Origin of the sequence: Pseudomonas sp. Irchel 3E20 (genome assembly GCF_900187645.1) — a bacterium.
GTDB lineage: Bacteria > Pseudomonadota > Gammaproteobacteria > Pseudomonadales > Pseudomonadaceae > Aquipseudomonas.
The window spans coordinates 15663-39140 of sequence record NZ_FYEE01000009.1 but is presented as its reverse complement, the minus strand read 5'-3'; the positions used below and the strand labels follow the sequence as shown (position 1 = coordinate 39140).

At 65.3% G+C, this 23478-nt stretch carries 21 protein-coding genes; 14 read left to right on the top strand and 7 right to left on the bottom strand.

Annotation, left to right across the window (positions count from 1 at the left end):
- The first annotated feature begins 15 nt into the window (after window positions 1-15).
- The 4 genes from CKW13_RS16850 to CKW13_RS16835 all read left to right on the top strand — a co-directional run bounded on the left by CKW13_RS16850 (window position 16) and on the right by CKW13_RS16835 (window position 4579).
- A complete protein-coding gene (locus tag CKW13_RS16850; protein WP_095109729.1) occupies window positions 16-1017 on the top strand; it encodes an AraC family transcriptional regulator in 1002 nt (333 codons plus the stop codon).
- A 117-nt stretch (window positions 1018-1134) separates the two neighbouring features.
- Window positions 1135-1845, top strand: a complete 711-nt coding sequence (locus CKW13_RS16845) for a FadR/GntR family transcriptional regulator (protein ID WP_095109728.1) — start codon at window positions 1135-1137, stop codon at window positions 1843-1845.
- 109 nt (window positions 1846-1954) lie between these two features.
- Window positions 1955-3148 carry an L-2-hydroxyglutarate oxidase gene (gene lhgO / locus CKW13_RS16840; protein ID WP_095109727.1) on the top strand — a complete coding sequence of 398 codons (1194 nt, stop codon included), beginning with the start codon at window positions 1955-1957 and terminating at the stop codon, window positions 3146-3148.
- A gap of 93 nt (window positions 3149-3241) precedes the next feature.
- Window positions 3242-4579 (top strand): MFS transporter, encoded by a 1338-nt coding sequence (locus CKW13_RS16835; protein ID WP_095109726.1) that lies wholly within the window; start codon window positions 3242-3244, stop codon window positions 4577-4579.
- A 244-nt stretch (window positions 4580-4823) separates the two neighbouring features.
- Here the strand turns inward: CKW13_RS16835 and CKW13_RS16830 are convergent, their stop codons facing one another.
- The 6 genes from CKW13_RS16830 to CKW13_RS16805 form a co-directional block, all read right to left on the bottom strand.
- A complete protein-coding gene (locus tag CKW13_RS16830; protein WP_095109725.1) occupies window positions 4824-5576 on the bottom strand; it encodes an amino acid ABC transporter ATP-binding protein in 753 nt (250 codons plus the stop codon).
- Window positions 5577-5629: 53 nt separating this feature from the next.
- A complete protein-coding gene (locus tag CKW13_RS16825; protein ID WP_095109724.1) occupies window positions 5630-6871 on the bottom strand; it encodes an FAD-binding oxidoreductase in 1242 nt (413 codons plus the stop codon).
- A gap of 45 nt (window positions 6872-6916) precedes the next feature.
- The gene (locus tag CKW13_RS16820) at window positions 6917-7627 is read right to left on the bottom strand and encodes an ABC transporter permease (protein ID WP_095109723.1); all 711 of its coding nucleotides are present in this window, start codon (window positions 7625-7627) and stop codon (window positions 6917-6919) included.
- Entirely contained in the window at window positions 7624-8343 is a 720-nt protein-coding gene (locus CKW13_RS16815; RefSeq protein ID WP_095109722.1) for an ABC transporter permease, read from the bottom strand. The genes CKW13_RS16820 and CKW13_RS16815 overlap by 4 nt, the downstream gene beginning before the upstream one ends.
- A gap of 187 nt (window positions 8344-8530) precedes the next feature.
- A complete protein-coding gene (locus CKW13_RS16810; protein ID WP_095109721.1) occupies window positions 8531-9286 on the bottom strand; it encodes a transporter substrate-binding domain-containing protein in 756 nt (251 codons plus the stop codon).
- Between the two features lie 12 nt (window positions 9287-9298).
- The gene (locus tag CKW13_RS16805) at window positions 9299-10174 is read right to left on the bottom strand and encodes a MurR/RpiR family transcriptional regulator (RefSeq protein ID WP_095109720.1); all 876 of its coding nucleotides are present in this window, start codon (window positions 10172-10174) and stop codon (window positions 9299-9301) included.
- Window positions 10175-10317: 143 nt separating this feature from the next.
- Here CKW13_RS16805 and CKW13_RS16800 point away from each other — a divergent pair, with 143 nt between their 5' ends.
- A complete protein-coding gene (locus CKW13_RS16800; protein ID WP_095109719.1) occupies window positions 10318-11337 on the top strand; it encodes an Ldh family oxidoreductase in 1020 nt (339 codons plus the stop codon).
- A 259-nt stretch (window positions 11338-11596) separates the two neighbouring features.
- Here the strand turns inward: CKW13_RS16800 and gspI are convergent, their stop codons facing one another.
- The gene (gene gspI / locus CKW13_RS16795; RefSeq protein WP_095109718.1) at window positions 11597-11971 is read right to left on the bottom strand and encodes a type II secretion system minor pseudopilin GspI; all 375 of its coding nucleotides are present in this window, start codon (window positions 11969-11971) and stop codon (window positions 11597-11599) included.
- Between the two features lie 146 nt (window positions 11972-12117).
- On the opposite strand from gspI, the gene gspG reads away from it, so the two are divergent.
- The 9 genes from gspG (at window position 12118) to CKW13_RS16750 (ending at window position 23387) form a co-directional block, all read left to right on the top strand.
- Entirely contained in the window at window positions 12118-12564 is a 447-nt protein-coding gene (gene gspG / locus CKW13_RS16790; protein ID WP_095109717.1) for a type II secretion system major pseudopilin GspG, read from the top strand.
- Window positions 12565-12572: 8 nt separating this feature from the next.
- Complete coding sequence (gspK, locus tag CKW13_RS16785; protein ID WP_095109716.1) at window positions 12573-13541, top strand: type II secretion system minor pseudopilin GspK; 969 nt, start codon at window positions 12573-12575, stop codon at window positions 13539-13541.
- Window positions 13538-14698, top strand: a complete 1161-nt coding sequence (gene gspL / locus CKW13_RS16780) for a type II secretion system protein GspL (RefSeq protein WP_095109715.1) — start codon at window positions 13538-13540, stop codon at window positions 14696-14698. The genes gspK and gspL overlap by 4 nt, the downstream gene beginning before the upstream one ends.
- Window positions 14691-15236, top strand: coding sequence for a type II secretion system protein GspM (gene gspM, locus CKW13_RS16775; RefSeq protein ID WP_095109714.1), 546 nt, complete (start codon window positions 14691-14693; stop codon window positions 15234-15236). The genes gspL and gspM overlap by 8 nt, the downstream gene beginning before the upstream one ends.
- On the top strand, window positions 15233-17566 hold the full coding sequence (gspD, locus tag CKW13_RS16770) for a type II secretion system secretin GspD (protein WP_095109713.1): 2334 nt from the start codon (window positions 15233-15235) through the stop codon (window positions 17564-17566). Before gspM ends, gspD begins: the two co-directional genes overlap by 4 nt.
- A gap of 40 nt (window positions 17567-17606) precedes the next feature.
- Window positions 17607-19025 (top strand): type II secretion system ATPase GspE, encoded by a 1419-nt coding sequence (gspE, locus tag CKW13_RS16765; RefSeq protein ID WP_095109712.1) that lies wholly within the window; start codon window positions 17607-17609, stop codon window positions 19023-19025.
- The gene (gspF, locus tag CKW13_RS16760) at window positions 19025-20230 is read left to right on the top strand and encodes a type II secretion system inner membrane protein GspF (protein WP_095109711.1); all 1206 of its coding nucleotides are present in this window, start codon (window positions 19025-19027) and stop codon (window positions 20228-20230) included. Before gspE ends, gspF begins: the two co-directional genes overlap by 1 nt.
- 475 nt (window positions 20231-20705) lie before the next feature.
- Complete coding sequence (locus CKW13_RS16755; protein WP_095109710.1) at window positions 20706-21869, top strand: substrate-binding domain-containing protein; 1164 nt, start codon at window positions 20706-20708, stop codon at window positions 21867-21869.
- Window positions 21870-22226: 357 nt separating this feature from the next.
- Entirely contained in the window at window positions 22227-23387 is a 1161-nt protein-coding gene (locus CKW13_RS16750) for a substrate-binding domain-containing protein (RefSeq protein ID WP_095109709.1), read from the top strand.
- The last annotated feature ends 91 nt before the right edge of the window (window positions 23388-23478 follow it).

Genomic DNA, 23478 nt, shown 5'->3' with positions numbered 1-23478 from the left:
GGGAGCGCCGCCGCCATGGACGAAAAAGACTCAGTCGCCCTGTATTTTGCCCAGATCATGCTCCACGCCTTGGGCGCGCAGCCCCAGCGCCTGCGCGCCGTACTGGCGCAAGCGGGAATCGATCCGGCGCTGTTGGGCCAGCCGCAGGCACGGGTGCCGGCCAGTGCTTTTGCGGCGCTGTGGCTGATCCAGATCGACGAATTGCAGGACGAGTTTTTTCGCCTTGACCGCCACGGCATGCCACCCGGTGCCTTTGCCCTGATCTGCCGCGCGCTGATCCAGGAACCCAACCTGGGCAAGGCCCTGGGCCAGTGCCTGGGCAACTTCGGCCTGTTTCTGCACGACTTTCGCGGCCAGCTCAGCGTGCGCGGCCCGCGCGCGGTACTGCGGGTACACAGCGACAGCGCCGACCCCGCGGCCCGGGGCTATGGCGACGAAACCTTTCTGGTGCTGATGATTAGCCTGCTGTGCTGGCTGGGCGGGCGGCGCATCAGCATCGACCGCGCCGCGTTCGCCCATCAGCGCGTATCCCTGCGCGACGACCCCTTGCTGTGGGGCACCCACCTGAGTTTTGGCGCCCCCTGCACCGAGATCGAATTCTCCAGCCATTACCTGGCACTGCCGGTGGTGCAGGATTTGGCCTCGCTCAAGGTGTTCCTGCGCAGCGCCCCACAGTGGCTGGTGGTCCGCTTTCGCAACCAGCAAAGCCTGGTGGCGCGGGTGCAACAGCGCCTGCGCGGTACCGCCTATGGGCAGTGGCCGACCCTGCCGGCCCTGGCCGCGGAACAACAAATGAGCCCCAGCACCTTTCGCCGCACCTTGGCCCGCGAACATGGCTCGTTCCAGCAGATCAAGGACGAAGTGCGCCGCAGCCTGGCGTTCGAGCTGCTGCGCCAAGGCACATTGAGCGTGAGTGAAATCGCCGAGCAGACCGGGTTCCAGGAGCCCAGTGCGTTCCACCGGGCGTTTCGTAAGTGGACCGGGCAGACGCCGGGGCGCTATCGGGCGGGGGCTTGAAGGGAAGGGTGGCCGTGTGGCTGTGGCTTTTGTGGGGGGCTTCCACATTCATCCCAGCCTTGACATCCCTGCGAGCGAACGGCATTGTCCGACAACCTGACTTATAAGAATAGAACCATGCTCGAACTCCAACGCCCCGATTCGCTGGTCATGCGTGTGGTCAGCGCGATCCGTGCCGAAATCGACTCCGGCCAATTGGGCCCCGAAGCCCGCCTGCCCACCGAACAGCAATTGGCTGAGCAGCTCAATGTCAGCCGCTCGGTGGTGCGCGAGGCGATTGCCCAGCTCAAGGCCGATGGTGTGCTGATCGCCCGCCGTGGCTTGGGTTCGTACATTTCCAAGACACCTGCCGGCACGGTGTTCCGTTTTCCCGAGCCGCAGGGCCGGCGCCCGGATTTGGCGCAGATGTTCGAGATGCGCCTGTGGATCGAAACCCAGGCTGCCGCCATTGCCGCCCAGCGCCGCGACGAGGATGACCTGCAACGCATGCAGCAAGCCCTGCAGCAAATGCATGACAAGCGCACCGACTTCGTTGCCGCTGCCGCCGCGGACGTGGCCTTTCACCGCGCCATCGCCGAGGCCAGCAAGAACGACTACTTCGTCGCCTTCCACGACTTTTTGCGCAGCCAGTTGGCCAGCGCCCGGCGTACCGCATGGGAAAACTCGGCCAGCCCCCAGGTCGGCGGCTCGGCCGACGCGGCCCGTGAGCACCAGGCCTTGTTCCAAGCCATCGCCGATGGCGACCGGCAAGCCGCCAGTGCCTGTGCCGACGCCCACCTGCGGGCCTCGGCCAAGCGCTTGAAGCTGGAACTGCCCGCCACCGATTAAGCCACCCCAAACCCCTGTTAAACCCCGTGTGCCCTGGTACGCGGGTTTTTCATGAATGTATTAGTCTGACAACCTGATAACCGGACGTAACCGATCCAAGGTAACCACAATGATTTATGACTTTTGCATCATCGGCGGCGGCATCGTCGGCCTCGCCACCGCGATGGAGCTGCTGGACCGCCAACCCGGCGCTTCGTTGCTGCTGCTGGAAAAGGAAAGCACCCTGGCCCGGCACCAGACCGGGCATAACAGCGGGGTGATCCACGCCGGCATCTACTACGCGCCGGGCAGCCTCAAGGCTGACCTGTGCAAGCGCGGCGCGGCGGCGACCAAGGCGTTCTGCCTGGAGCATGGGATCAAGTTCGAGGTGTGCGGCAAGCTGCTGGTGGCCTCCACGCCCCTGGAAATGCAGCGCATGCAGGCCCTGTACGAGCGCTCCCAGCTCAACGGGATGAAGGTCGAGCGCCTCGACGCCCAGGAGTTGCAACGCCGCGAGCCGAACATCGTGGGTTTGGGCGGCCTGTTCCTCGACGCCACCGGCATCGTCGACTACCGCCAGGTGTGCGAAACCATGGCCCGGGTGATCGTGCAAAAGGGCGGCGAGATTCAGCTGCAACGCACCGTCGAAGCCATCGTCGAGGGCGGTGACCACGTCACCGTGCGCACCGCCCGCGGCCAAGCCCTGGCAAAAAAACTGGTGGTGTGTGGCGGCTTGCAGTCCGATCGCCTGGCGACCATGGCCGGGGTCAAGATCGACCACCAGATCATCCCGTTCCGGGGCGAATACTTCCGCTTGCCGGCGGCGAAGAACACCATCGTCAACCACTTGATCTACCCGATTCCCGACCCGCAGCTGCCGTTTCTGGGCGTGCACCTGACGCGCATGATCGACGGCAGCGTCACCGTGGGCCCCAATGCGGTGCTGGGCTTTGGCCGTGAGAACTACAAGAAGTTTTCCGTGAACTGGCGCGACGTGGCGCAGTACGCCAGTTTCCCGGGGTTCTGGAAAACCATTTGGCAGAACCTGGGTTCCGGCAGCGTGGAAATGAAGAATTCGCTGTTCAAGTCTGGCTACCTGGAGCAGTGCCGCAAGTACTGCCCGTCTCTGGAAATCGGCGATTTGCTGCCGTTCGAGGCGGGTATCCGCGCCCAGGCCGTGATGCGCGACGGCACCCTGGTGCACGACTTCCTGTTCGCCCAAACCCCGCGCATGTTGCACGTGTGCAACGCGCCATCACCGGCGGCCACTTCGGCGATTCCCATCGGCGCGATGATCGCCGACCGCATGTTCAACGCCAACTGACACCCCGAACCCAGACCTTGCGCCGGCCCACCGCTGACGCAAGCCCCTACGCACCCTGTGCACATAACTATAAAGACGCATAAGGAAACACCCATGACGGCAATCACCGCCGCTGCCCTGGCAGCAGAGACCCCGCTACAAACCAAAAAACGCCTGCGTAAAGTCGCTGCGGCGACGATTTTCGGCTCCATGCTGGAGTGGTACGACTTCTACCTGTACGCCACCATGGCCGCCATCGTGTTCTCGAAGATCTTCTTCGATAACAGCGACCCGAAAACCGCCTCCCTGTTGGCGTTTTCCACCTTCGCCATCGGTTTTATCGCCCGCCCGTTCGGCGGCATTCTGTTCGGCTACCTGGGCGACCGCTTCGGCCGCAAACAGGTGTTGGTGGTGACGTTCTGCATGATGGGCGTGTGCACCACGCTGATCGGCCTGATCCCCAGCTACGCCTCCATCGGCATCTGGGCGCCCATCGTGCTGGTGGCGGTGCGCATCATCCAGGGCCTGGGCGCGGGCGCCGAGTTGTCCGGCGCGGCGGTCACCTCCTACGAGCACGCGGCCCAAGGCAAGCGCGGCAGCCAGGGTGCCTGGCCGGCGTTGGGCTTGAACCTGGGGCTGTTGCTGTCGTCGCTGACGGTGTACCTGCTGACCATCAACGGCAATGAGTTTTTGCTCAATGGCGGCTGGCGCATCCCGTTCATTTGCAGCATCGCCCTGGTGGGCGTGGGCCTGTGGGTGCGCAACAGTATCCCGGAAACCCCGGAGTTCGAGCGCAATAAAGAGCAGAACAAAGAAGCACACAAACCCCAGGTCTCCCCCCTCAAGGCGCTGTTCAAGAACGACCTCAAGGGCCTGGCCGTGGTGTTTTTCGTAGCGATTGGCTACAACGCCCTGAGCTACATCTTCAAGACCTTCTCCCTGGCTTACCTGACCCAGTTCAAAGGCGTGGATGTGCACGTCACCTCGTTGTCGGTGACCATCGCCAGCCTGATCGCCATCGTCGCGGTGCCCTGCTTCGGTTGGTTGTGCGACAAGTGGAGCAGCAAAATGGTGCTGATGCTGGGCGGGGTGTTTTCGCTGGTGTTCGCGTACCCGTTCCTGGCGCTGCTCAATACCGGGGAACCGCTGATGATCTACGTGGCCATCGGCATCGGCACAGGCATCCTCGCGCCGATGATGTTCGCGCCGCAGGGGTCGTTCCTCAGCCGTCAGTTCCCTACCGAGACGCGTTCGTCGGGCTTTGGCACCGGCCGGGAAATCGGCACCGCAGTGGCCGGCGGCCTCGCGCCGCTGGGCGCCTTGTCCCTGGTTGCGGCCTCGGCCACAAACTCCACCGATGGCGTGGTCATCATCCTGGCCATCGCCTCGGTGCTGGTGGTGGTGTTTGCCCTGTGCGACCAGGGCCGCAAGCACTCGGCGTTCAAGAACTAGCAAGCCTGTGTGGAGTGAGCCCCTGTGGGAGCGGGCCTTGCCCGCGATGGGGCCGGTCCAGGCGATGCATTTATCGCGGCGGGAACGCCGCCATCGCGAGCAGGGCTCGCTCCCACGGGTTCTGGTGTCGATCACCTATGTTGGCTCCTGTGGGAGCGGGCCTTGCCCGCGATGAGGCCGGTCCAGGCAATGCATTTATCGTAGCGGGAACGCCGCCATCGCGAGCAGGGCTCGCGCCCACGGGTCAGTGCACGATCTGCGCTAGAAACGCTTTGGCCCTTGGGCTTTGCGGGGCGTTGAAGAAGTCGTTGGGCGGGGCGTCTTCGATGATTTTGCCGCCATCGAGAAACAGCACCCGCTCGGCCACTTGCCGGGCAAAGCCCATCTCGTGGGTGACGCACAGCATGGTCATACCGCTGCCGGCCAGCTTCACCATCACATCCAGCACTTCGCTGACCATCTCCGGGTCCAGGGCCGACGTCGGCTCGTCGAACAGCATGATTTTCGGCTCCATGCACAGCGCCCGGGCGATGGCCACGCGCTGTTGCTGGCCGCCGGAGAGTTGGCTGGGGTATTTGTCGGCCTGGCTTTCGATCCCCACTTTGTTCAGGTACATGCGCGCCCGCTCTTCGGCTTGCTTGCGCGACAGGCCGCGCACCGACATCGGCGCCAGGGAGCAGTTGTCCAGCACACTCATGTGGGGGAACAGGTTGAAGTGCTGGAACACCATGCCCACTTCGCTGCGCACCTGGGCGGCTTGGCGGGTGTTGTCCGAGAGGTCAGTGCCGTTGACCAGCAGGGTGCCTTTTTCGGCGATTTCCAGGCGATTGATGCAGCGGATCAAGGTCGACTTGCCCGAGCCCGAAGGCCCGCACAAGACGATGCGTTCGCCTTCGCGCACCTTGAGGTCAATGTCGTGCAGCACATGGAAGGCCGAATAGAACTTGTTCAGCCCGGCGATATCGACCACCACTTTGCGGGTGTCGGGGTGGGGCATCGCTGGCGTCTCCAGCAGGGCAGAGGGGTTAGGCATGCTCAGGTCTCCAGCGATCATTGGAAGCGGTCGGCGCGGTAAGGCGTCGGGTCGGTAAAAGGTGTGGCGCCGGTCATCATTTCCGCCAGCAGGCGCCCGCACACCGGGCCCAGGGTCAAGCCGTGGTGGGCGTGGCCGAAGTTGAACCACAGCCCCGGGTGCTCTGGTGCCGGGCCGATCACCGGGCACATGTCCGGCAGGCAGGGGCGCCGGCCCAGCCAGGGTTCGGCGTCGAGGCGTTCGCCCAGGGGGTAGAAACGCCGCGCCAGGGCTTCGCAGCGGCGCAACTGGATTTCATTGAGCGGATCGTCGCTGTCGGCGAACTCGATGCCGGTGGTCAAGCGAATGCCGCCCACCATCGGCGCCAGCACGTAGCCGCCAATCGGGTCGAGGACCGGGTGATGCAAATGGGTGCCGGGCAGGGCGGCGTAGTGCATGTGGTAGCCGCGCTTGATCGCCAGCGGGATCCTGTAGCCCAGGGGCTCGAACAGCGCCGGCGCCTGGGGGCCGAGGGCGATCACCGCTTCTTCGGCGCAGATCACGCCTTGCTCGCTGTCCACCTGCCACTGGCCGTTGTGCTGGCACAGGCTCAAGGCATCGCCCAGTACGAAGGTGCCGCCGCGTTGCTGGAACAGTTCGGCGTAGCCACGGGTCAGGCCACCGGGGTCGCTGACGGTTTTGGGGTCCAACCAGTGCAGGCCGCCGACGATATCGCTGTGCAGGCCCGGTTCCAGAGCGTGCATCTGTTGGCGGTCGAGCACGCGGTAGTTGAGTTGGTACTCGGCCAGGCCTTCGGCGTCGTGCCGGGCTTTGGCGAACGCCGCTTCGTCGTTGAACGCCTCGACCCAGCCGTCGCCCTGGATCAACGCGCCCATGCCGGCGGGCGTCGCCAGTTCATCGTGTTCCACCACGCAGCGCTGCACCAGCGGCAGCATGGCGCGGGTGGCGGCCGCCAGGCCCTTGGGCGAAGAGTGTTGCCAGTATTGCAGCAGCCAACCGGCGGCTTTGGGCAGGTGCTTGAGGCTGTAGCGCACGTCCGATTGCTGGTTGAGGCCGTAACGCAGCAGTTTGCTGATGTCCCGCGGGAACGAGTAGGGGATCACGCTGGCGCGTTCGATCAACCCGGCGTTGCCGTGGCTGGTGCCGTTGCCGGGGGCCTGGCGGTCCAGCAGCACCACGTTGCGCCCGCGGGCTTGCAGGTGCAGGGCGGTGCTGACGCCGACGATGCCGGCGCCCAGAACTAGGGTTTGACAGTGCATGGGGGAATCCTTGGTGCGTGGGCCGGCGTGGCGGCCCCGCTTGGTTCAGTTCAAATGACGGCCCAGACGGCCTTCGATCAGTTTCAGGCTGCGGCGCACCACCTCGACAATAATCAGGTAGAGCACGGCGGCCCACAGGTAGATCTGGAAGTCGAAACTGCGCGAGAACGCCAGTTTGGTCACCCCCATCAGGTCGTAAATGGTCACAAGCGAAGCAATGGCGCTGGCCTTAATCATCAGGATCAACTCGTTGCCCAAAGGCCCGATGGCCACCAGCAACGACTGCGGCAGGATGATTTTGCGAAAGGTGGTCCAGCGCGACAGGCTCAGGGCCTTGCATGCCTCGCGTTGGCCCTGGGCCACGGCCAGCATCGCGCCGCGCAGGATTTCCGCCTGGTACGCCGCCGTGTTCAGGGTGAACGCCAGCAGGGTGCAGAACCACGCATCGCGGAAAAACCACCACAGCCCCAGGTCTTGCCACAGGCCCTTGAACGAACCGAGGCCGTAGTACAGCAAAAACAGTTGGGCCAGCAGCGGCGAGCCGCGGAAGAAGTAGATGTAGCCACCGGTGAAACCACGCAGCACGCGGCTTTTCGACAGCCTGCCCAAGGCCAGCAGCAGCCCCAGGATCGCCCCCAGGGTGAAGGAAATCGCCACCAGTTTGCCGGTCACCAGCAGGCCGTCGATAAAGCGCGGGCCGTAGCGTTCCAACAGGTCGGGGTTGAGCAGCAGGTTGCGCACGTCATCGAAGGTCATGGCCGGGCACTCCGTTGATGGCGGCTGAAATACGACTCAAGGAAATGGAACAGGCGCCCGGACAACGCCGAGAAAAACAGGTAGCCGAAACACGCCACCAGGTAGAAGAACATCGGCTCCTTGGTCACGCTGACCGCCAGGTTGGTTTGGCGCATCAGGTCCACCAGGGAAATGGTCGACACCAGGGAGGTGTCCTTGAGTAGCGACAGCCAGTTGTTCGACAGCCCCGGCAGGGCGATGCGCGCCAGTTGCGGCAGGATCACCTTGCGAAAAGTCGTCGCCTTGGACAGGCCCAAGGCCGCGCAGGCCTCGAACTGGCCCTTGGGGATGGTCTTGAACGCGCCCAGCCAGATCTCGCTGGAAAACGCGGCGAACACCAGGCTGAAGGCGATCATGGCGGCGACGAAGGTGTTGATCTCCACCTGGCCTTCGTAGCCCATGGCGCCGAGGATCTTCTGCGCGGCGATCTGGCAGCCGTAGTAAATGATGAGCAGGGTCAACAGCTCCGGCAGGCCACGGAATACCGTGGAAAACACCGTCGCCATCGCCCGCGGCCAACGCTTTTTGGAGCGCGCTGCCAGGGCCACGCCCAGGCCCAGCGGCAAGCCGATGGGCACGCAACTGAGTGCCAGGGCGATGGTTACCAGGGCCCCGGCAAGCAACGCCGCGCCCCAGCCGCCGCTGGCAAACGATAACAAGGAAAACTGTTCGAACATGGTCGAACTCCTTCGCATACGCGGTATTGGGAGCACACGCCGGCCTTGTGCCTGTTCAGGCACGCAGTCGGGGTGTGGAAATGTGGGAGCGGGCCTGCCGGCGATTGCGCTGTACCTGGCACTCAGCGCCGGGGGCTAGCGGCCTCATCGCGGGCAAGCCCGCTCCCACAGGTGATCGTGGTCTCGATCAGTAGATATCGAACGCGAAATAGCGGCTGGAGATTTTCTTGTAGGTGCCGTCGGCGACGATTTCGTCCAGGGCCTTGTTCAGGCGTTCGCGCAGGGCATCGTCACCCTGGCGCACGGCGATGGAAGCGTCGGCGGTGGTGCCCGCGACGTCGCCGAGGATCTTGCAGCAGTCCTTGCCGGCGGTTTCGACCCAGGCCAGCAGCGGGAACTTGTCGGCGATCACCCCGTCCACACGGCCAGCCGCCAGGTCACTGTTGGCTTCGTCCAGGGTCGGGTACAGCTTCACGTCGGCGCCGGCCTTGTCGTAGACGTCTTCGGCGTAGATGGCTTGGGTCGAAGACGCTTGGGCGCCCACGGTGCGGCCCTTGAACTGGGTCTGGGCGTCGGTGATGTCCGAGTCCTTGGCCACGGCCACCGACAACGGCGTGCGGTAGTAGTGGTTGGTGAAGGCGATTTTCTGTTTACGCTCCTCGGTGGCGATCATCGAGGCAACCACCGCGTCGTATTTCTTGGCAATCAGCGCCGGGATGATGCCTTCCCAGTCCTGGGCGACGATGGTGCACTCGACCTTCATGCGCTCGCACAGGGCGTTGGCGATATCCACGTCAAAGCCGTGCAGTTTGTTGTCGGAGTCCACGTAGTTGAACGGTGGGTAGGCGCCTTCGGTGGCGATTTTCAGGACTTCGGCCTGGGCGGTCGACAGACCGGCCACGACCAATGCGCAAGCACTTGCAAAGCGGACGACGTTTTTCATGTAGCACCTCGATTATTGTTTTTGAGCGGGTGACGATGTGTAGCCAACGAACTCGTTATGCAGGGCGGCGGTGGCTTCCAGGCGTTTCTCCACGTCCGGGCCCAGTTGCTTGCACACCTCATTGACCATCAGGTGCACCAGCGAAAGCATGGTGGCGGTGGATTCCCAGAACAGGTTGAACTCGGTGGGCACGCGAAACACCTCGTCGGCGTTCTGCTCGGCCCAGTCGCAGAAAGTGTCGGTGACCAGCGTCACCGCGATCCCGGCCTCGCGGGCCTTGCGGCACAGGGTCAGGGCGTGGCGCGAGTAGCGGCGGGCGTCGAACACCACCAGGGCACATTCCTGGGGCACGCTGAGCAGCACGTCGGCGAAATTGCCCGCGCAGCCGTCCACCTGCTGCACGCCGTCGCGCAGGTATTGCAGTAAGTGCACCATGGAGGCGGCGATGCCGCGTTCGGTCTGGAACCCGGCGACAAACACCTTGGGCCGCGTGGCCAGGCGTTGGCTGACCACTTGCCAGGCCGGGGTCAGGCTGTATTCGTAGACTTTGACCAGGGCGCCGACTTCCAGCTCGAAGCTGCGCGGCAGGCCCTGGGGGCTGTTGTTCGCCTGCTGGCGGAATTCTTGCAGGCGATCGCCCACCAGCCACGGGCCTTCGCCCAGGTCGGCCTTAAGGTCGTTTTTCAGCGCTTTGAAGTGGCGGTAGCCGATGGAGCGGCAAAAGCGCCCGACCGTGGATTCGCTCACGCCCAGTTTGGCGGCGATATCGGCCGAGGTCTGGAACGGCAGCTCATAGAGGTTGGCCAGCATGTAGCTGGCAATCGCCCGGCCCGACGCGGCGGCGGTCGACAAGCTGCTTTCAAGGCGTTGTTTGATAGGCTGGCTCAAGGCTGCTTCCTGTTGTTATTCAGCACTTGAGGCAGAAGGTGAATGTTTTCTGTCATTAAGTCAATATTTGACAGCTAACTGGCATGACTGGATAGTCGAACCGCTGTAGCCCACTTCCAATAACAATGCACCGGAGCCTCAGAATGCCTTCATCCCCCGATACGGCCCACCTCAGCCTGGCCGAGCTGAGCCACTTGCTGCAACGCATCTTCCTGGGCCACGGCACCTCGCCGGCCGTGGCCCAGGTGCTGGCCGACAACTGTGCCCGCGCCGAGCGCGACGGTTCCCACAGCCATGGCGTTTTCCGCATCGCCGGTTACCTGTCGTCCCTGGCCAGCGGCTGGGTCGATGGCCAAGCGCTGCCGGTGGTCGAAGACGTGGCGTCGGGCTTCGTGCGCGTGGACGCCGCCAATGGCTTCGCCCAACCGGCCCTGGCCGCAGCACGCGCGCTGTTGGTGGAGAAGGCGCGCAGCGCCGGGATCGCGGTGCTGGCGATTCGTAATTCCCACCATTTCGCGGCGTTGTGGCCGGATGTCGAGCCGTTCGCCGAAGAAGGCCTGGTAGCCCTGAGTGTGGTCAACAGCATGACGTGCGTGGTGCCCCACGGCGCCCAGCGGCCGCTGTTCGGCACCAACCCCATTGCGTTCGCCGCCCCCCGCGAAGGGGGTGACCCCATCGTGTTCGACCTGGCCACCAGCGCCATCGCCCATGGCGACGTGCAGATCGCCGCGCGCAAGGGCGAGCTACTGGCCCCAGGCATGGGCGTGGACAGCCTCGGCCAGCCTACCTGCGAGCCCAAAGCCATCCTCAATGGCGGCGCCTTGCTGCCGTTTGGCGGGCACAAGGGCTCGGCGCTGTCGATGATGGTGGAACTGCTGGCGGCGGCGCTCACCGGGGGCAACTTCTCATTCGAGTTCGACTGGTCCCAGCACCCCGGTGCGCAAACGCCCTGGACCGGGCAGTTGGTTATCGTGATCGACCCGAGCAAATCCGGCGGCAACAGCTTCGCCCAGCGCAGCGCCGAACTGGTCCGGCAGATGCACGCCGTGGGCCTGGAACGCCTGCCGGGCGACCGCCGCTACCGCACCCGGGCCAAGTCGCTGGCCGCGGGCATCCCGTTGCCGACGGCAGAACTGGCCAAACTGCGGGAGTTGGTCATCTAATCCACATACCTCAAAACGCCCCCTGTGGGGGCGGGCCTGCTCGCGACAGCGGTGCCTGAGGCGGCAAAGGTGCTGGCTGGCATCGCGAGCAGGCTCGCTCCCACAGGACCTGGTGTCGATCACCTATGCTGGCTGGCCCGCGGCTCCCCTGTGGGAGCGGGCCCTGCCCGCGATGAGGCCGGCCCAGGCAATGCATTTATCGCGGTGGAAATACCGCTATCGCGAGCAGGGCCCACAGCGTTGCTCCCACGGGTTGTACCTACAGCGGGCGCACCAGCAGGGTCTCAAGCCTTGCCAGTGGCGGTGCCTCGCGGCTGCGGTCCAGGACGGTGAGGTTGATGCTCAACAAGCGCGGGTCGGTGGCCGGTGCGATGCGTTGTTCGCAGCGCAGCAGCAAACGGCCCTGGTCGCAATCGACGCGGCTCAGGCCATTGGGCAGGCGCGCTTGCAGGCGCAGTTCGGCCATGCGGCTCTGGGCCGCGAGCAGGGCAATGGATCTGTCACGCAAGAGGCCGTTGCTCTGGGTCATCAGCCCCGCCACCCGCACGGCCGCGGCCATGGCCACGGCAATAATGGCCAGGGCCACCAGCACTTCGATCAGGGTAAAGCCAACTTGCCGGCGAGGGCGCTGCATGGGCATTCCAGGGCAGGGGAGAGCCTTGCACACTAGCCCCGGCCCTTGACCGCTTGCTGACCGAACCTCCCGAGGTTTTTCAATACCTCTGACATATCTTCTTGCAACACTTCGCGGCGAATCGAATCAAGCCAAGGAACGTCGAGATGGATATCGCACGCATCAACTCCCAGGGCCATGGGCGCCGCCAGCGCGGCTTTACCCTGATCGAAATCATGGTGGTCGTGGTCATCCTCGGGATTCTCGCGGCCATGGTGGTGCCCAAGGTGCTCGACCGCCCCGACCAGGCCCGGGCCACCGCCGCGCGCCAGGACATCGGCGGCCTGATGCAAGCCCTCAAGCTCTACCGCCTCGACCACGGCACCTACCCCAGCATGAGCCAGGGCCTCAAGGTGCTGGTGGAACGCCCCGCCGATGCCAAGAACAGCAACTGGCGCGCCTACCTGGACCGCTTGCCCAATGACCCCTGGGGCCGCCCTTACAACTACCTCAACCCCGGCGCTAATGGTGAAGTGGACATCTTTTCCCTGGGCGCCGACGGCCAGCCCGACGGCGAGGGCGTGAATGCCGATATCGGCTCCTGGCAGTTGTAGGGCCGGCCATGAAGCGTCCTACGCCAGCACCGGCCGGGCAGCAGGGCATGGCCATCATCAGCGCCTTGCTGATCGCCGCCGTGGTTGCGGTGATCGCCGGCGGTATGCTCAACCGCCAGACCCTGTTCACCCGCAGCCTTGAGGCCGAACAACAACGGGTCCAGGGCACCTGGCGCCTGCTCGGCGCGGTGGAGCTGAGCCGCCAGGTGCTGCGCGATGCCCGCCTCCAGGAAGCGGCGACCCGCCTCGACCAGCCCTGGGCCAGGCCCATCGTGTTGCAACAGGGCGCTGGCCCTTTCGCCGGGCAATTGCAGGACGAGCAGGGCAAGTTCAACCTGCGCAACTTGATGGCCAACCAGCGCCCGGACCCGCAAGAGTTGCAGAACTTCGAGCGCCTGTGCCAATTGCTCGGCGTCAGCCCGGCGGTGGGCCAGCGCATCAGCCAGCGGGTCATTAATGCCTATCCCCGTGTTGCCAAGCGTGAGCCGGTGCCCGCAGCCCCCGTCAGTCCAGGTGCTCGCGCCACTTCACCCAACGCGCCGGCCAAACCCGAGCGGGCGCAATACAGCATGCTGCGCAGCCTCGATGACCTGCGTGGTGTCGAAGGGGTGGACGACGCCTTGCTGGCGCGCTTGGCGCCGTACCTGACGATTCTGCCGGCCAACACCTGGGTCAATGGCAACACCGCCAGCGCCACGGTGCTGGCGGCGGTGGTGCCGGGGCTGTCGCTGGCCCGGGCCCAAGGTTTGATCGCAGAGCGCGACAGCGGCCAGTGGTTTATCAACCGGGGTGAGTTCGTCAACCGCTTGCGCATGCCGCACCTGGTGGTCGACGACGTGCGGGTCGGCATTACCAGCGAGTGGTTCCGCCTGCGCGGCCAGGCCCGCAGCGACCGGCGCCGGGTCAGCCTCGACGTGTTGTTGTACCGCAGCGAAGAGGCCATGCCCCGGGTGATCTGGTCGCGGGTGGGGGTATGAGCCTGTTGCGCATGGCCTTGCCGCCCCTGGCTGATTTGCAGGCCAACAGCGAAGTGACCTTCGCCTGGCTGGAGCGTAACGGCCAGGTGCGTGAGGAGGGCCGTTGCACCCTGGCCCAACTCGGCCAGCGCGCCAAGTTGCCCGCGCTGGAGGCCTACTTGCACCCGCAGGACAGCGTGCTCGCCAGCCTCGAACTGCCGCCGTTGCCAGCGGCCAAGGTCACGGCGGCGGTGCAGTGCGCGGTGGCGGGGCTGATCCTCGGCGCGCCGCAGCAAATGTTCATTGCCCATGGCCGCCGCGACGATCACGGCCGGGTGGCCCTGGCCTGGCTGCCCCGTGATGCGTTGGCGCGGCTCGGGGCCCTGTTGCGCCAGTGTGGGCTGACGTTGCGCGGCCTTTTCCCGGCGGCCTACGCCTTGCCGACAGTGGCCAGCGGCGCCTCGGTGGCGTGCCGCTGGGACGGCTACCTGCTGCTGCGCCACAGCCTGCTGCACGCCGAGGTGTACCCCGAGGCGGCTGACGCCGACCTGCTGACCCTCGCCGGCCCCGACGTGCAGTGGCTGGGGGACGCTGCCCCCGCAGGCCTGCCCGCGCCCTTGCCCAGCCAGCAGCGCTGGGCTGGGCCGGCGCCGGGCTGGGGCTTGCACGCCGGGGTGCTGGGCCGTGGGCACGCGGCCCAAGGGTGGGGCAAGGCGTTGGCCTGTTGCGCCCTGGCGGTGGCGGTGTGGGCGCTGGGCTTGAACCTCTACGCCGCCCGCGAAGCCGCCCGGGGCCAACAGCTCAAGGCGCAGATCCACCAGCGGGTCAAGCAGGCCTTTCCCGAATTACCGGTGATCCTCAACCCCTTGCAGCAGGCCCGCCAGCAACTCGCCGCGCGGCAGAGCGGCGTGGCGGGCGAGGCCGGTTTCACCCCGTTGATCCAACACGCCGCCACGGCCATGCCGTTTATCGCCGCCAGCGTGCAAGAGCTGGTGTTCGAGAATGGCGAGTTGCAACTGACCCTGCTGGCTGACAGCCGTAAACCCGCCGACCACGCCTGGCAGGCCACCCTGGCCGAGGCGGGCATTCAGGCCAGTGCCAGCGACGCCGGCTGGACCCTGCGCCCCATGGCCGCCGCCCCAACCCCCGACGGCCCCAAGGAAGTGGACGATGAGTAAGGTTTCCTTCGCTGCACCCCAGGCGCGCCTGCGCCACCTCACGGCCCGCGCCGAGGCGTTCTGGCGGGCCCTGGCGCTGCGCGAAAAGCGCCTGCTGGCCGGTGCTGCCCTGGCCCTCGCGGCGCTGCTGGTTTGGAGCGTGCTGATCGGGCCGGCCCTGGCAAAACTCGCCTACTGGCAGGCCGAAACCCCCAAGGTGCGCGCCCAGGCCGAAGCCCTGGACGCCTTGCTCGGCGACCTGGGGCAGGGCGCCGGCCCGGGCCTGGAACAACAACTGCGCCAGTCCCTGCACGCCAGCGGCCTGGGCGAGCACTACCAACTCCAGCCGCCCGACTCTGGGAACCCGGCCTGGCAACTGACGTTCGACAAAGCCCCCGCCGATGCGCTGGTCGGCTGGCTGCTGGGCAACCCCCGGCAACTGTCCCTGAACGTCATCGAGGCCCGCTTGCAGCGCGGCGCGGCGCTCGATGACACGCGCAGCACATTGTCCGGAACCGTACGCATGGATCAGGCGCCTGGCGCTAAGGAAGCTTCATGAAGCAGTCAGTTTTGCGCCGTCAGTACCGCAAGGTCGCGCCCGTGTTCCTCTTGGCGCTGGCCGCATGCAGCAGCAACCCGCCCACGCCGCAACCGCCCTTGCTGGTGGACAGCGAACTGGGCCGGCCCCTGGCCAATACCCAGCGCAGCGGCGACGCCCTGGCCGACCGTTTGCGCAACCAGTCGGACCTGGCGCCCAAGCCCCGGGTGCAGCACCCCATCAGCCAACCCAGGCGCAGCCGCGCGGCCAGCAACGCCCCGGCTCCGGCGCGCAACCCGTTGGGCGAGCAACCGGTGCAGCTCAATTTCGTCGAGGCCGATATCCAAGCCGTGGTGCGCGCCTTGTCCCGTTCCACCGGCCAGCAGTTTCTGGTGGACCCACGGGTCAAGGGCAACCTGACCCTGGTGTCCGAGGGCCAGGTGCCGGCGCGCCAGGCCTACGACATGCTGCTGGCGGCGCTGCGCATGCAGGGCTTTAGCGTGGTGGAGGTCGGCGGCGTCGCCCAAGTGGTGCCCGAGGCCGACGCCAAATTGCTGGGCGGGCCGCTCTACAGCGCCGACCAACCGGCCGGTAACGGCATGCTGACCCGCACCTTCCGCCTGCAATACGAAAACGCGGTGAACCTGATCCCGGTGCTGCGCCCCATCGTCTCGCCCAACAACCCGATCAACGCCTACCCGGGCAATAACACGGTGGTCATCACCGATTACGCAGAAAACCTCGAGCGGGTGGCGCGCATCATCGACGGCATCGACACTCCCAGCGCCATCGACACCGATGTGGTGGCGGTGCAGAACGGCATCGCAGTCGATATCGCCGCCATGGTCTCCGAGTTGCTCGAAGGCCAGGGTAACGACCCGACCCAAAAAATCACCGTGCTCGGCGACCCGCGTTCCAACGCCATCATCATTCGCGCCGGCAGCCCGGAGCGCACCGAGTTGGCGCGCAACCTGGTGTACAAACTGGACAACGCCCAGAGCAACCCCAGCAACCTGCACGTGGTGTACCTGCGCAACGCCCAGGCCGGCAAACTGGCCCAGGCCCTGCGCGGCTTGCTCACCGGCGAAAGCGACAGCGGCCTGAGCGACGATGCCCGGGCCAAGCTCGGCGCCATGGGCGCCACCACCGGCGCCAGCCAGAGTGGCGGCCAGAACGGCAGCAGCCCACCGCCCGCGGGCACCCCGGCCAGCAGCGGCTATGCCCAGGGCGCCAGCGCACCGGGCAGCAGTGGCGGGGCGACGGCCAATGAGCAGAGCGTGGCGTTCACCGCCGGCGGCGTGACCATCCAGGCCGACGCCACCACCAACACCTTGCTGATCTCCGCCCCCGACCCGCTGTACCGCAACCTGCGCGAAGTCATCGACCTGCTCGACCAGCGCCGCGCCCAAGTGGTGATCGAAAGCCTGATCGTGGAAGTCAACGAAGACGACGCCAGCGAATTCGGCGTGCAATGGCAAACCGGCAACCTGGGCGGCAAAGGCGTGATCGGCGGTGCCAACCTGGGCGGCAGCGGCATCAATACCGGCGGCAAGACCAGCCTCGACGTGCTACCCGGCGGCCTGAGCCTGGGGTTGGTCAACGGCACTGTGGACATCCCCGGCGTGGGCAAGGTATTGGACCTCAAGGTGCTGGCCCACGCCCTCAAGGCCAAGGGCGGCAGCAACGTGCTGTCTACGCCCAACCTGCTGACCCTGGACAACGAAGCGGCGAGCATCTTCGTCGGCCAGACCATCCCCTTCGTCACCGGCAGCTACGTGACCGGGGGTGGCGGCACCAGCAACAACCCGTTTCAAACCGTGCAGCGCGAAGAAGTGGGGCTCAAGCTCAACGTGCGCCCGCAGATTTCCGAGGGCGGTACGGTCAAGCTCGACATCTACCAGGAAGTCAGCAGCGTCGATGAACGGGCCACCGCCGCCTCCAGCGGCACGGTCACCAACAAACGGGCGATCGACACCAGCATCCTGTTGGACGACGGCCAGATCATGGTCCTCGGCGGCCTGCTCCAGGACGGCTACAGCCAGAGCAACGACGCCGTGCCATGGCTGGGCACCCTGCCGGGCATTGGCGCACTGTTTCGCAACGAAAAACGCGCCATCAACAAAACCAACCTGATGGTCTTCCTGCGGCCCTACATCATCCGCGACAGCGCGGCGGGGCGCGGTATCACCCTCAACCGCTACGACTTCATGCGCCGCGCCCAGGGCGGCCTGCAACCGGAACGCAGCTGGGCCATGCCCGACATGCAAGCCCCGCAACTGCCCAACGCCGCCCAAGGCGTACCGCCCGCCACCCCGGTGCGGGCAACCCTGCGCGCGGTGCCTGCCCCATGACCGCCCCGCTTGCTACGCCAACCCTGACGAGGGCCGCGAGATGAGCGCCTTACCCTACGCCTGGGCCAAGGCCCAACGCATCCTGCTGGGGGCAGACGAGCAGGGCGCGGTGTTGACCATTTGCCCGTCCACACCGGGCTGGAGCATCGGCGAAGCGCGGCGTCAGTTCGGCCCGGCGCGGCTGGTGCGGGTGCGCGACGACGAACTCGACGGCCTGCTCGCCAGCGCCTATGCCGACACTGGCAGCGCCGCGGCAGTGGTAGGCGCGGCCGAGAACGAGGTGGACCTCGACCGCCTGATGCAGGACATCCCGGAAATCACCGACCTGCTCGACACCCAGGACGGTGCCCCGGTGATCCGTATGATTAACGCCTTGCTCAGCCAAGCCGCGCGGGACGAGGCCAGCGACATCCATATCGAGCCCTACGAAACCCACTCGGTGGTGCGCTACCGCGTCGACGGCACCCTGCGCGACGTGGTTTCGCCGCGCAAGGCATTGCACGGCGCGCTGGTGTCGCGGATCAAGATCATGGCGCAACTGGACATCGCCGAAAAACGCTTGCCCCAGGATGGCCGCATCGCCCTGCGCGTGGCCGGGCGGCCCATCGACATTCGTGTGTCCACCGTGCCCACCGGCCATGGCGAGCGGGTGGTGATGCGCCTGCTGGACAAACAGGCCGGGCGCCTGCAACTGGAAACCCTGGGCATGGACGCCCAGGTACTGGGCAAACTCGATGGCCTGATCCGCCAGCCCCACGGCATTGTGCTCGTCACCGGCCCCACCGGCAGCGGCAAGACCACCAGCCTCTACGCCGCCCTGGCGCGCCTGGACGCCAGCACCAGCAACATCCTCACCGTCGAAGACCCGGTGGAATACGACCTGCCGGGCATCAGCCAGATCCAGGTCAACGCCAAGATCGACATGACCTTCGCCCTGGCCCTGCGCGCCATCCTGCGCCAGGACCCAGACATCATCATGATCGGCGAAATCCGCGACCTGGAGACGGCGCAAATCGCCGTGCAGGCCTCCCTCACCGGGCACCTGGTGCTGGCGACGCTGCACACCAACGATGCGGTATCGGCGGTCAATCGCCTGATCGACATGGGGGTGGAGCCGTTCCTGTTGGCCTCGTCCATGCTCGGCGTGCTCGCCCAGCGCCTGGTGCGGCGCCTGTGCAACCAATGCAAGCAAGAGGACCCCAGCGCACCCGGCACCTGGCGCCCGGTGGGCTGCGCGGCGTGCAACCACACGGGCTACAGCGGGCGCACGGGCATCCACGAGTTGTTCTGCATCGACGACGACATCCGCACCCTGATCCACCAAGGCGCCGGCGAACAGGCCCTGCGCGCCGCCGCGCGGGTGGCGGGAATGTTCAGCCTGCGCGAGGACGGTGAACGCTGGGTGCGCAGTGGCGCCACCGCCCCTGAAGAAATCCTGCGCGTGACACGGGACACCTGATGAATCGCTACCGTTTTGAAGCCGCCGACGCCCAGGGCAACCTTGAGACCGGGCACCTGGAAGCCGACAGCCAGGGCGCGGCCCTGGCCGCCTTGCGCAGCCGTGGCCTGATTGCCCTGCAGGTGCAACTGGACAGCCAGCCCAGCAGCGGCGCCGGGTTGTTTGGCGCCAAGCTCTCGGACAACGACCTGGCCTGGGCCACCCGGCAACTGGCGAGCCTGCTGGGCGCCAGCCTACCCCTGGAAGCGGCGTTGAGCGCCACCGTGGAGCAGGCTGAGCGCAAGCACATCGCCCAGACCCTCAGCGCCGTGCGCGCCGATGTGCGCGGCGGCATGCGCCTGGCCGAAGCCCTGGCGGCGCGGCCCCGGGACTTCCCCGACATCTACCGGGCGCTGATCGCGGCGGGGGAGGAGTCGGGCGACCTGGCCCAGGTCATGGAACGCCTGGCCGACTACATCGAGGAGCGTAACAACCTGCGCGGCAAAATCCTCACCGCGTTCATCTACCCCGGTGTGGTGGGGCTGGTGTCGGTGGCCATCGTGATTTTTTTGCTCAGCTACGTGGTGCCGCAGGTGGTCAGCGCCTTCTCCCAGGCCCGCCAGGACCTGCCGGGGCTGACCCTGGTGATGCTCAACGCCAGCGACTTTATCCGCGCCTGGGGCTGGTTGTGTTTTGGCGTGTTGGCGGCGGCGGTGTGGAGCTGGCGCCTGTACCTGCGCAACCCCCACGCCCGCCTGGCCTGGCACCGCCGCGTGCTGGGCCTGCCGCTGATCGGGCGCTTCGTGCTGGGCCTGAACACTGCGCGCTTCGCGTCCACCCTGGCGATCCTCGGCGGCGCCGGGGTGCCGCTGTTACGGGCCCTGGAAGCGGCGCGCCAGACGTTGTCCAACGACTGCCTGAGCCAGAGTGTCAGCGACGCCACCGCCAAAGTGCGCGAAGGGGTCAACCTGGCCTCGGCCCTGCGGGTGGAAAAAGTCTTCCCGCCGGTACTGATTCACCTGATCGCCAGCGGCGAAAAAACCGGCTGCCTGCCGCCCATGCTCGAACGCGCCGCACAAACCCTGTCCCGCGACATCGAACGCCGCGCCATGGGCATGACCGCACTGCTCGAACCGCTGATGATCGTCATCATGGGCGCGGTGGTGCTGGTGATTGTCATGGCGGTGCTGTTGCCGATCATCGAGATCAATCAGTTGGTGCAGTGAATGCACCCTCCCGCCCACCCGCTCTGTAGCAAGCGGGCGCGCCCGCGCTCGGGCACGCAGTGGCCGTTGGCGCTACGCACCCCAGCGCAGGCAAGCCTGCTTGCTACATGCCGATTGCCGATGCCTTGCGCGCCCGCACTCCCCAGCATTAGCCCGTTCAACCTCGGGTTCATCATTGCTTCATGTCGCGCCAAGCCCTCACCAGCGGCCCAGGCCTGTAGCCCGGCACGTCGCACAAACACCCTCACACCCCGCGCCAGAGCCTCGCAAACCACCCTGCACACCCGTGAAAAAAACCTCGAAAACAGCGCCTTCCTCCCGTGGTTTTTTCCTTTATCTGTCACCGCGAGCTGCGAACTTCTAACCCATGGCCTCGACCGGAACACCTGCACCACAGCCCCGGAGCCCGAGCGCCATATGGCGTCATGCAAGAACAACTCACTCAACGTATGAACACGACGAAAGGAGAATCTTCATGTTTAAGCGCACTCTGATCGCGGCCTCCCTGGCTGTTGCTGCACTGGCCTCGGCCCAATCCATGGCCGCTGTTGTCGGTGGCGGTGCCACCCTGCCGGAAAAACTCTATGGCACCACCGCCGGCACCGGCATCCTGGCGTCCTCGATCCCTGGCTTTGAAGCGTACAAGGGTGTGGGCAGCGGCGACGGCAAAAAAGCCTTCTTCGGTAACGACTCCGCCAAAATCAAGTTGGCTCCTGGTATCACCGTCGATTACGCCGGTAGCGATTCGCTGGTCAGCGCCGCCGAACTGACTGCGTATGACGCTCACGCCACCCTGGGCAAAGCAAGCTTCGGCGCGCTGATCCAAGTGCCTACCGCTGCTACCTCGGTCACCGTGCCTTTTCACCTGGACGGCAAGACTTCGCTGAACCTGACCAGCGCTCAACTGGCCGATATCTTCGCCGGTAAAACCACCAACTGGAACCAAGTGACCTTCAACGGCACCGCCGGTCCAAACCTGCCGATCAAAGTGATCTACCGCACCGAAAACAGCGGTACCACCGAGATCTTCACCACTCACCTCAAAGCGGTAAAACCGGTGTCGGTGCCTGGCGCCAGCAACAACTTCAGCACCGCCGTGGGCTTTAACCCAGCCACCGGCGCACCTGTGGGCTCGACCTACATCGGCGTGACCGGCAGTGACGGCGTTGCCGCCGCGATCGTGGCCAACAACGGTTCCATCGGCTACGTCAGCCCGGACTACGCCGACTACGACAACGCCCAGGCTGTTGCCTCCATCAACGGCCTGCTGCCTAGCCAGGCCAACGTGCAGACCACCCTGGACACCGTTCTGCCGCCTACGCTGGACACCTCCAAAAACGTCGCCAACCCACTGGACTGGGTACCGACGTTTGCCAACCCATCTGCCGGTTATCCCATCGTCGGCACCACCAACCTGGTGTTCAGCCAGTGCTACAAAGACAGCGGCGATAACACCCGCATCCGCAACTTCCTCAACCGTCACTACACCGGTTTGAACAATGCCGCTGTGGTCGATCACTCCTTCATCCCGCTGTCCAGCACTTGGCAGCAAGCCGTCCACGACACGTTCTACAAGGCTGCCAGCCCGCTGCGCCTGGGCAACACCAGCCTGTGCGCCGGTTTGGGCCGTCCGTTGTAAAAACCTGCCGTTGGGCAGGTTGGGTTCCAGGGTCGGCAATGGCGCAAGCCATTGCCGGCTTTTTCGTTTCAGGCGCACGCCCGGCACATGAACATTGCATGACAAGAGTTCGGTCGCGCCGCTGCCCAACTGATTAGGGTTCCCACGCCAGTCCCCGTATCCCCCCTGCCTTGAAACATTTCAAAAGCAACCACTTCCTCCCGTGGTTTTTTCCTTTATCTGTCACCGCAAACTGCGAACTTCTAACCCATGGCCTCGACCGGAACACCTGCACCACAGCCCCGGAGACCGAGCGCCATATGGCGTCATGCAAGAACAACTCAGTCAACGTATGAACACGACGAAAGGAGAATCTTCATGTTTAAGCGCACTCTGATCGCGGCCTCCCTGGGTGTTGCTGCACTGGCCTCGGCCCAATCCATGGCCGCTGTTGTCGGTGGCGGTGCCACCCTGCCGGAAAAACTCTACGGCACCACCGCCGGCACCGGCATCCTGGCGTCCTCGAACCCAGGCTTTGTAGCGTACAAGGGTGTGGGTAGCGGCGACGGCAAAAAAGCCTTCTTCGGTAACGACTCCGCCAAAATCAAGTTGGCGCCTGGTATCACCGTCGACTATGCCGGTAGCGATTCGCTGGTCAGCGCCGCCGAACTGACTGCCTATGACGCTCATGCCACCCTGGGCAAAGCGAGCTTCGGCGCGCTGATCCAAGTGCCTATCGCTGCTACCTCGGTCACCGTGCCTTTTCACCTGGACGGCAAGACTTCGCTGAAACTGACCAGCGCTCAACTGGCCGATATCTTCGCCGGTAAAACCACCAACTGGAACCAAGTGACCTTCAACGGCACCGCCGGTCCAAACCTGCCGATCAAAGTGATCTACCGCACCGAAAACAGCGGTACCACCGAGATCTTCACCACTCACCTCAAAGCGGTAAAACCGGTGTCGGTGCCTGGCGCCAGCAACAACTTCAGCGCCGCCGTGGGCTTTAACCCAGCCACCGGCGCGCCAGTGGGCTCGACCTACATCGGCGTGACCGGCAGTGACGGCGTTGCCGCCGCGATCGTGGCCAACAACGGTTCCATCGGTTACAACAGTCCGGACTTCTCCGACTATGACAACCCCCAGGCCGTCGCGCTCATCAACGGCTACCTGCCCAGCGAGGTCAATCTAGGGGGTTTGGACAGCGTTCTGCCACCAACACTGGACTCCTCCAGAAACGTCGCCAACCCACTGGACTGGGTACCGACGTTTGCCAACCCATTTGCCGGTTACCCCATCGTGGGCACCACCAACCTGGTGTTCAGCCAGTGCTACAAGGACAGCGGCGATAACCTGCGCATCCGCAACTTCATCAACCGTCACTACACCGGTTTGAACAATGCCGCTGTGGTCGATCACTCCTTCATCCCGCTGTCCAGCACTTGGCAGCAAGCCGTCCACGACACGTTCTACAAGGCTGCCAGCCCGCTGCGCGTGGGCAACACCAGCCTGTGCGCCGGTTTGGGCCGTCCGTTGTAAAAACCTGCCGTTGGGCAGGTTGGGTTCCAGGGTCGGCAATGGCGCAAGCCATTGCCGGCTTTTTCGTTTCAGGCGCACGCCCGGCACATGA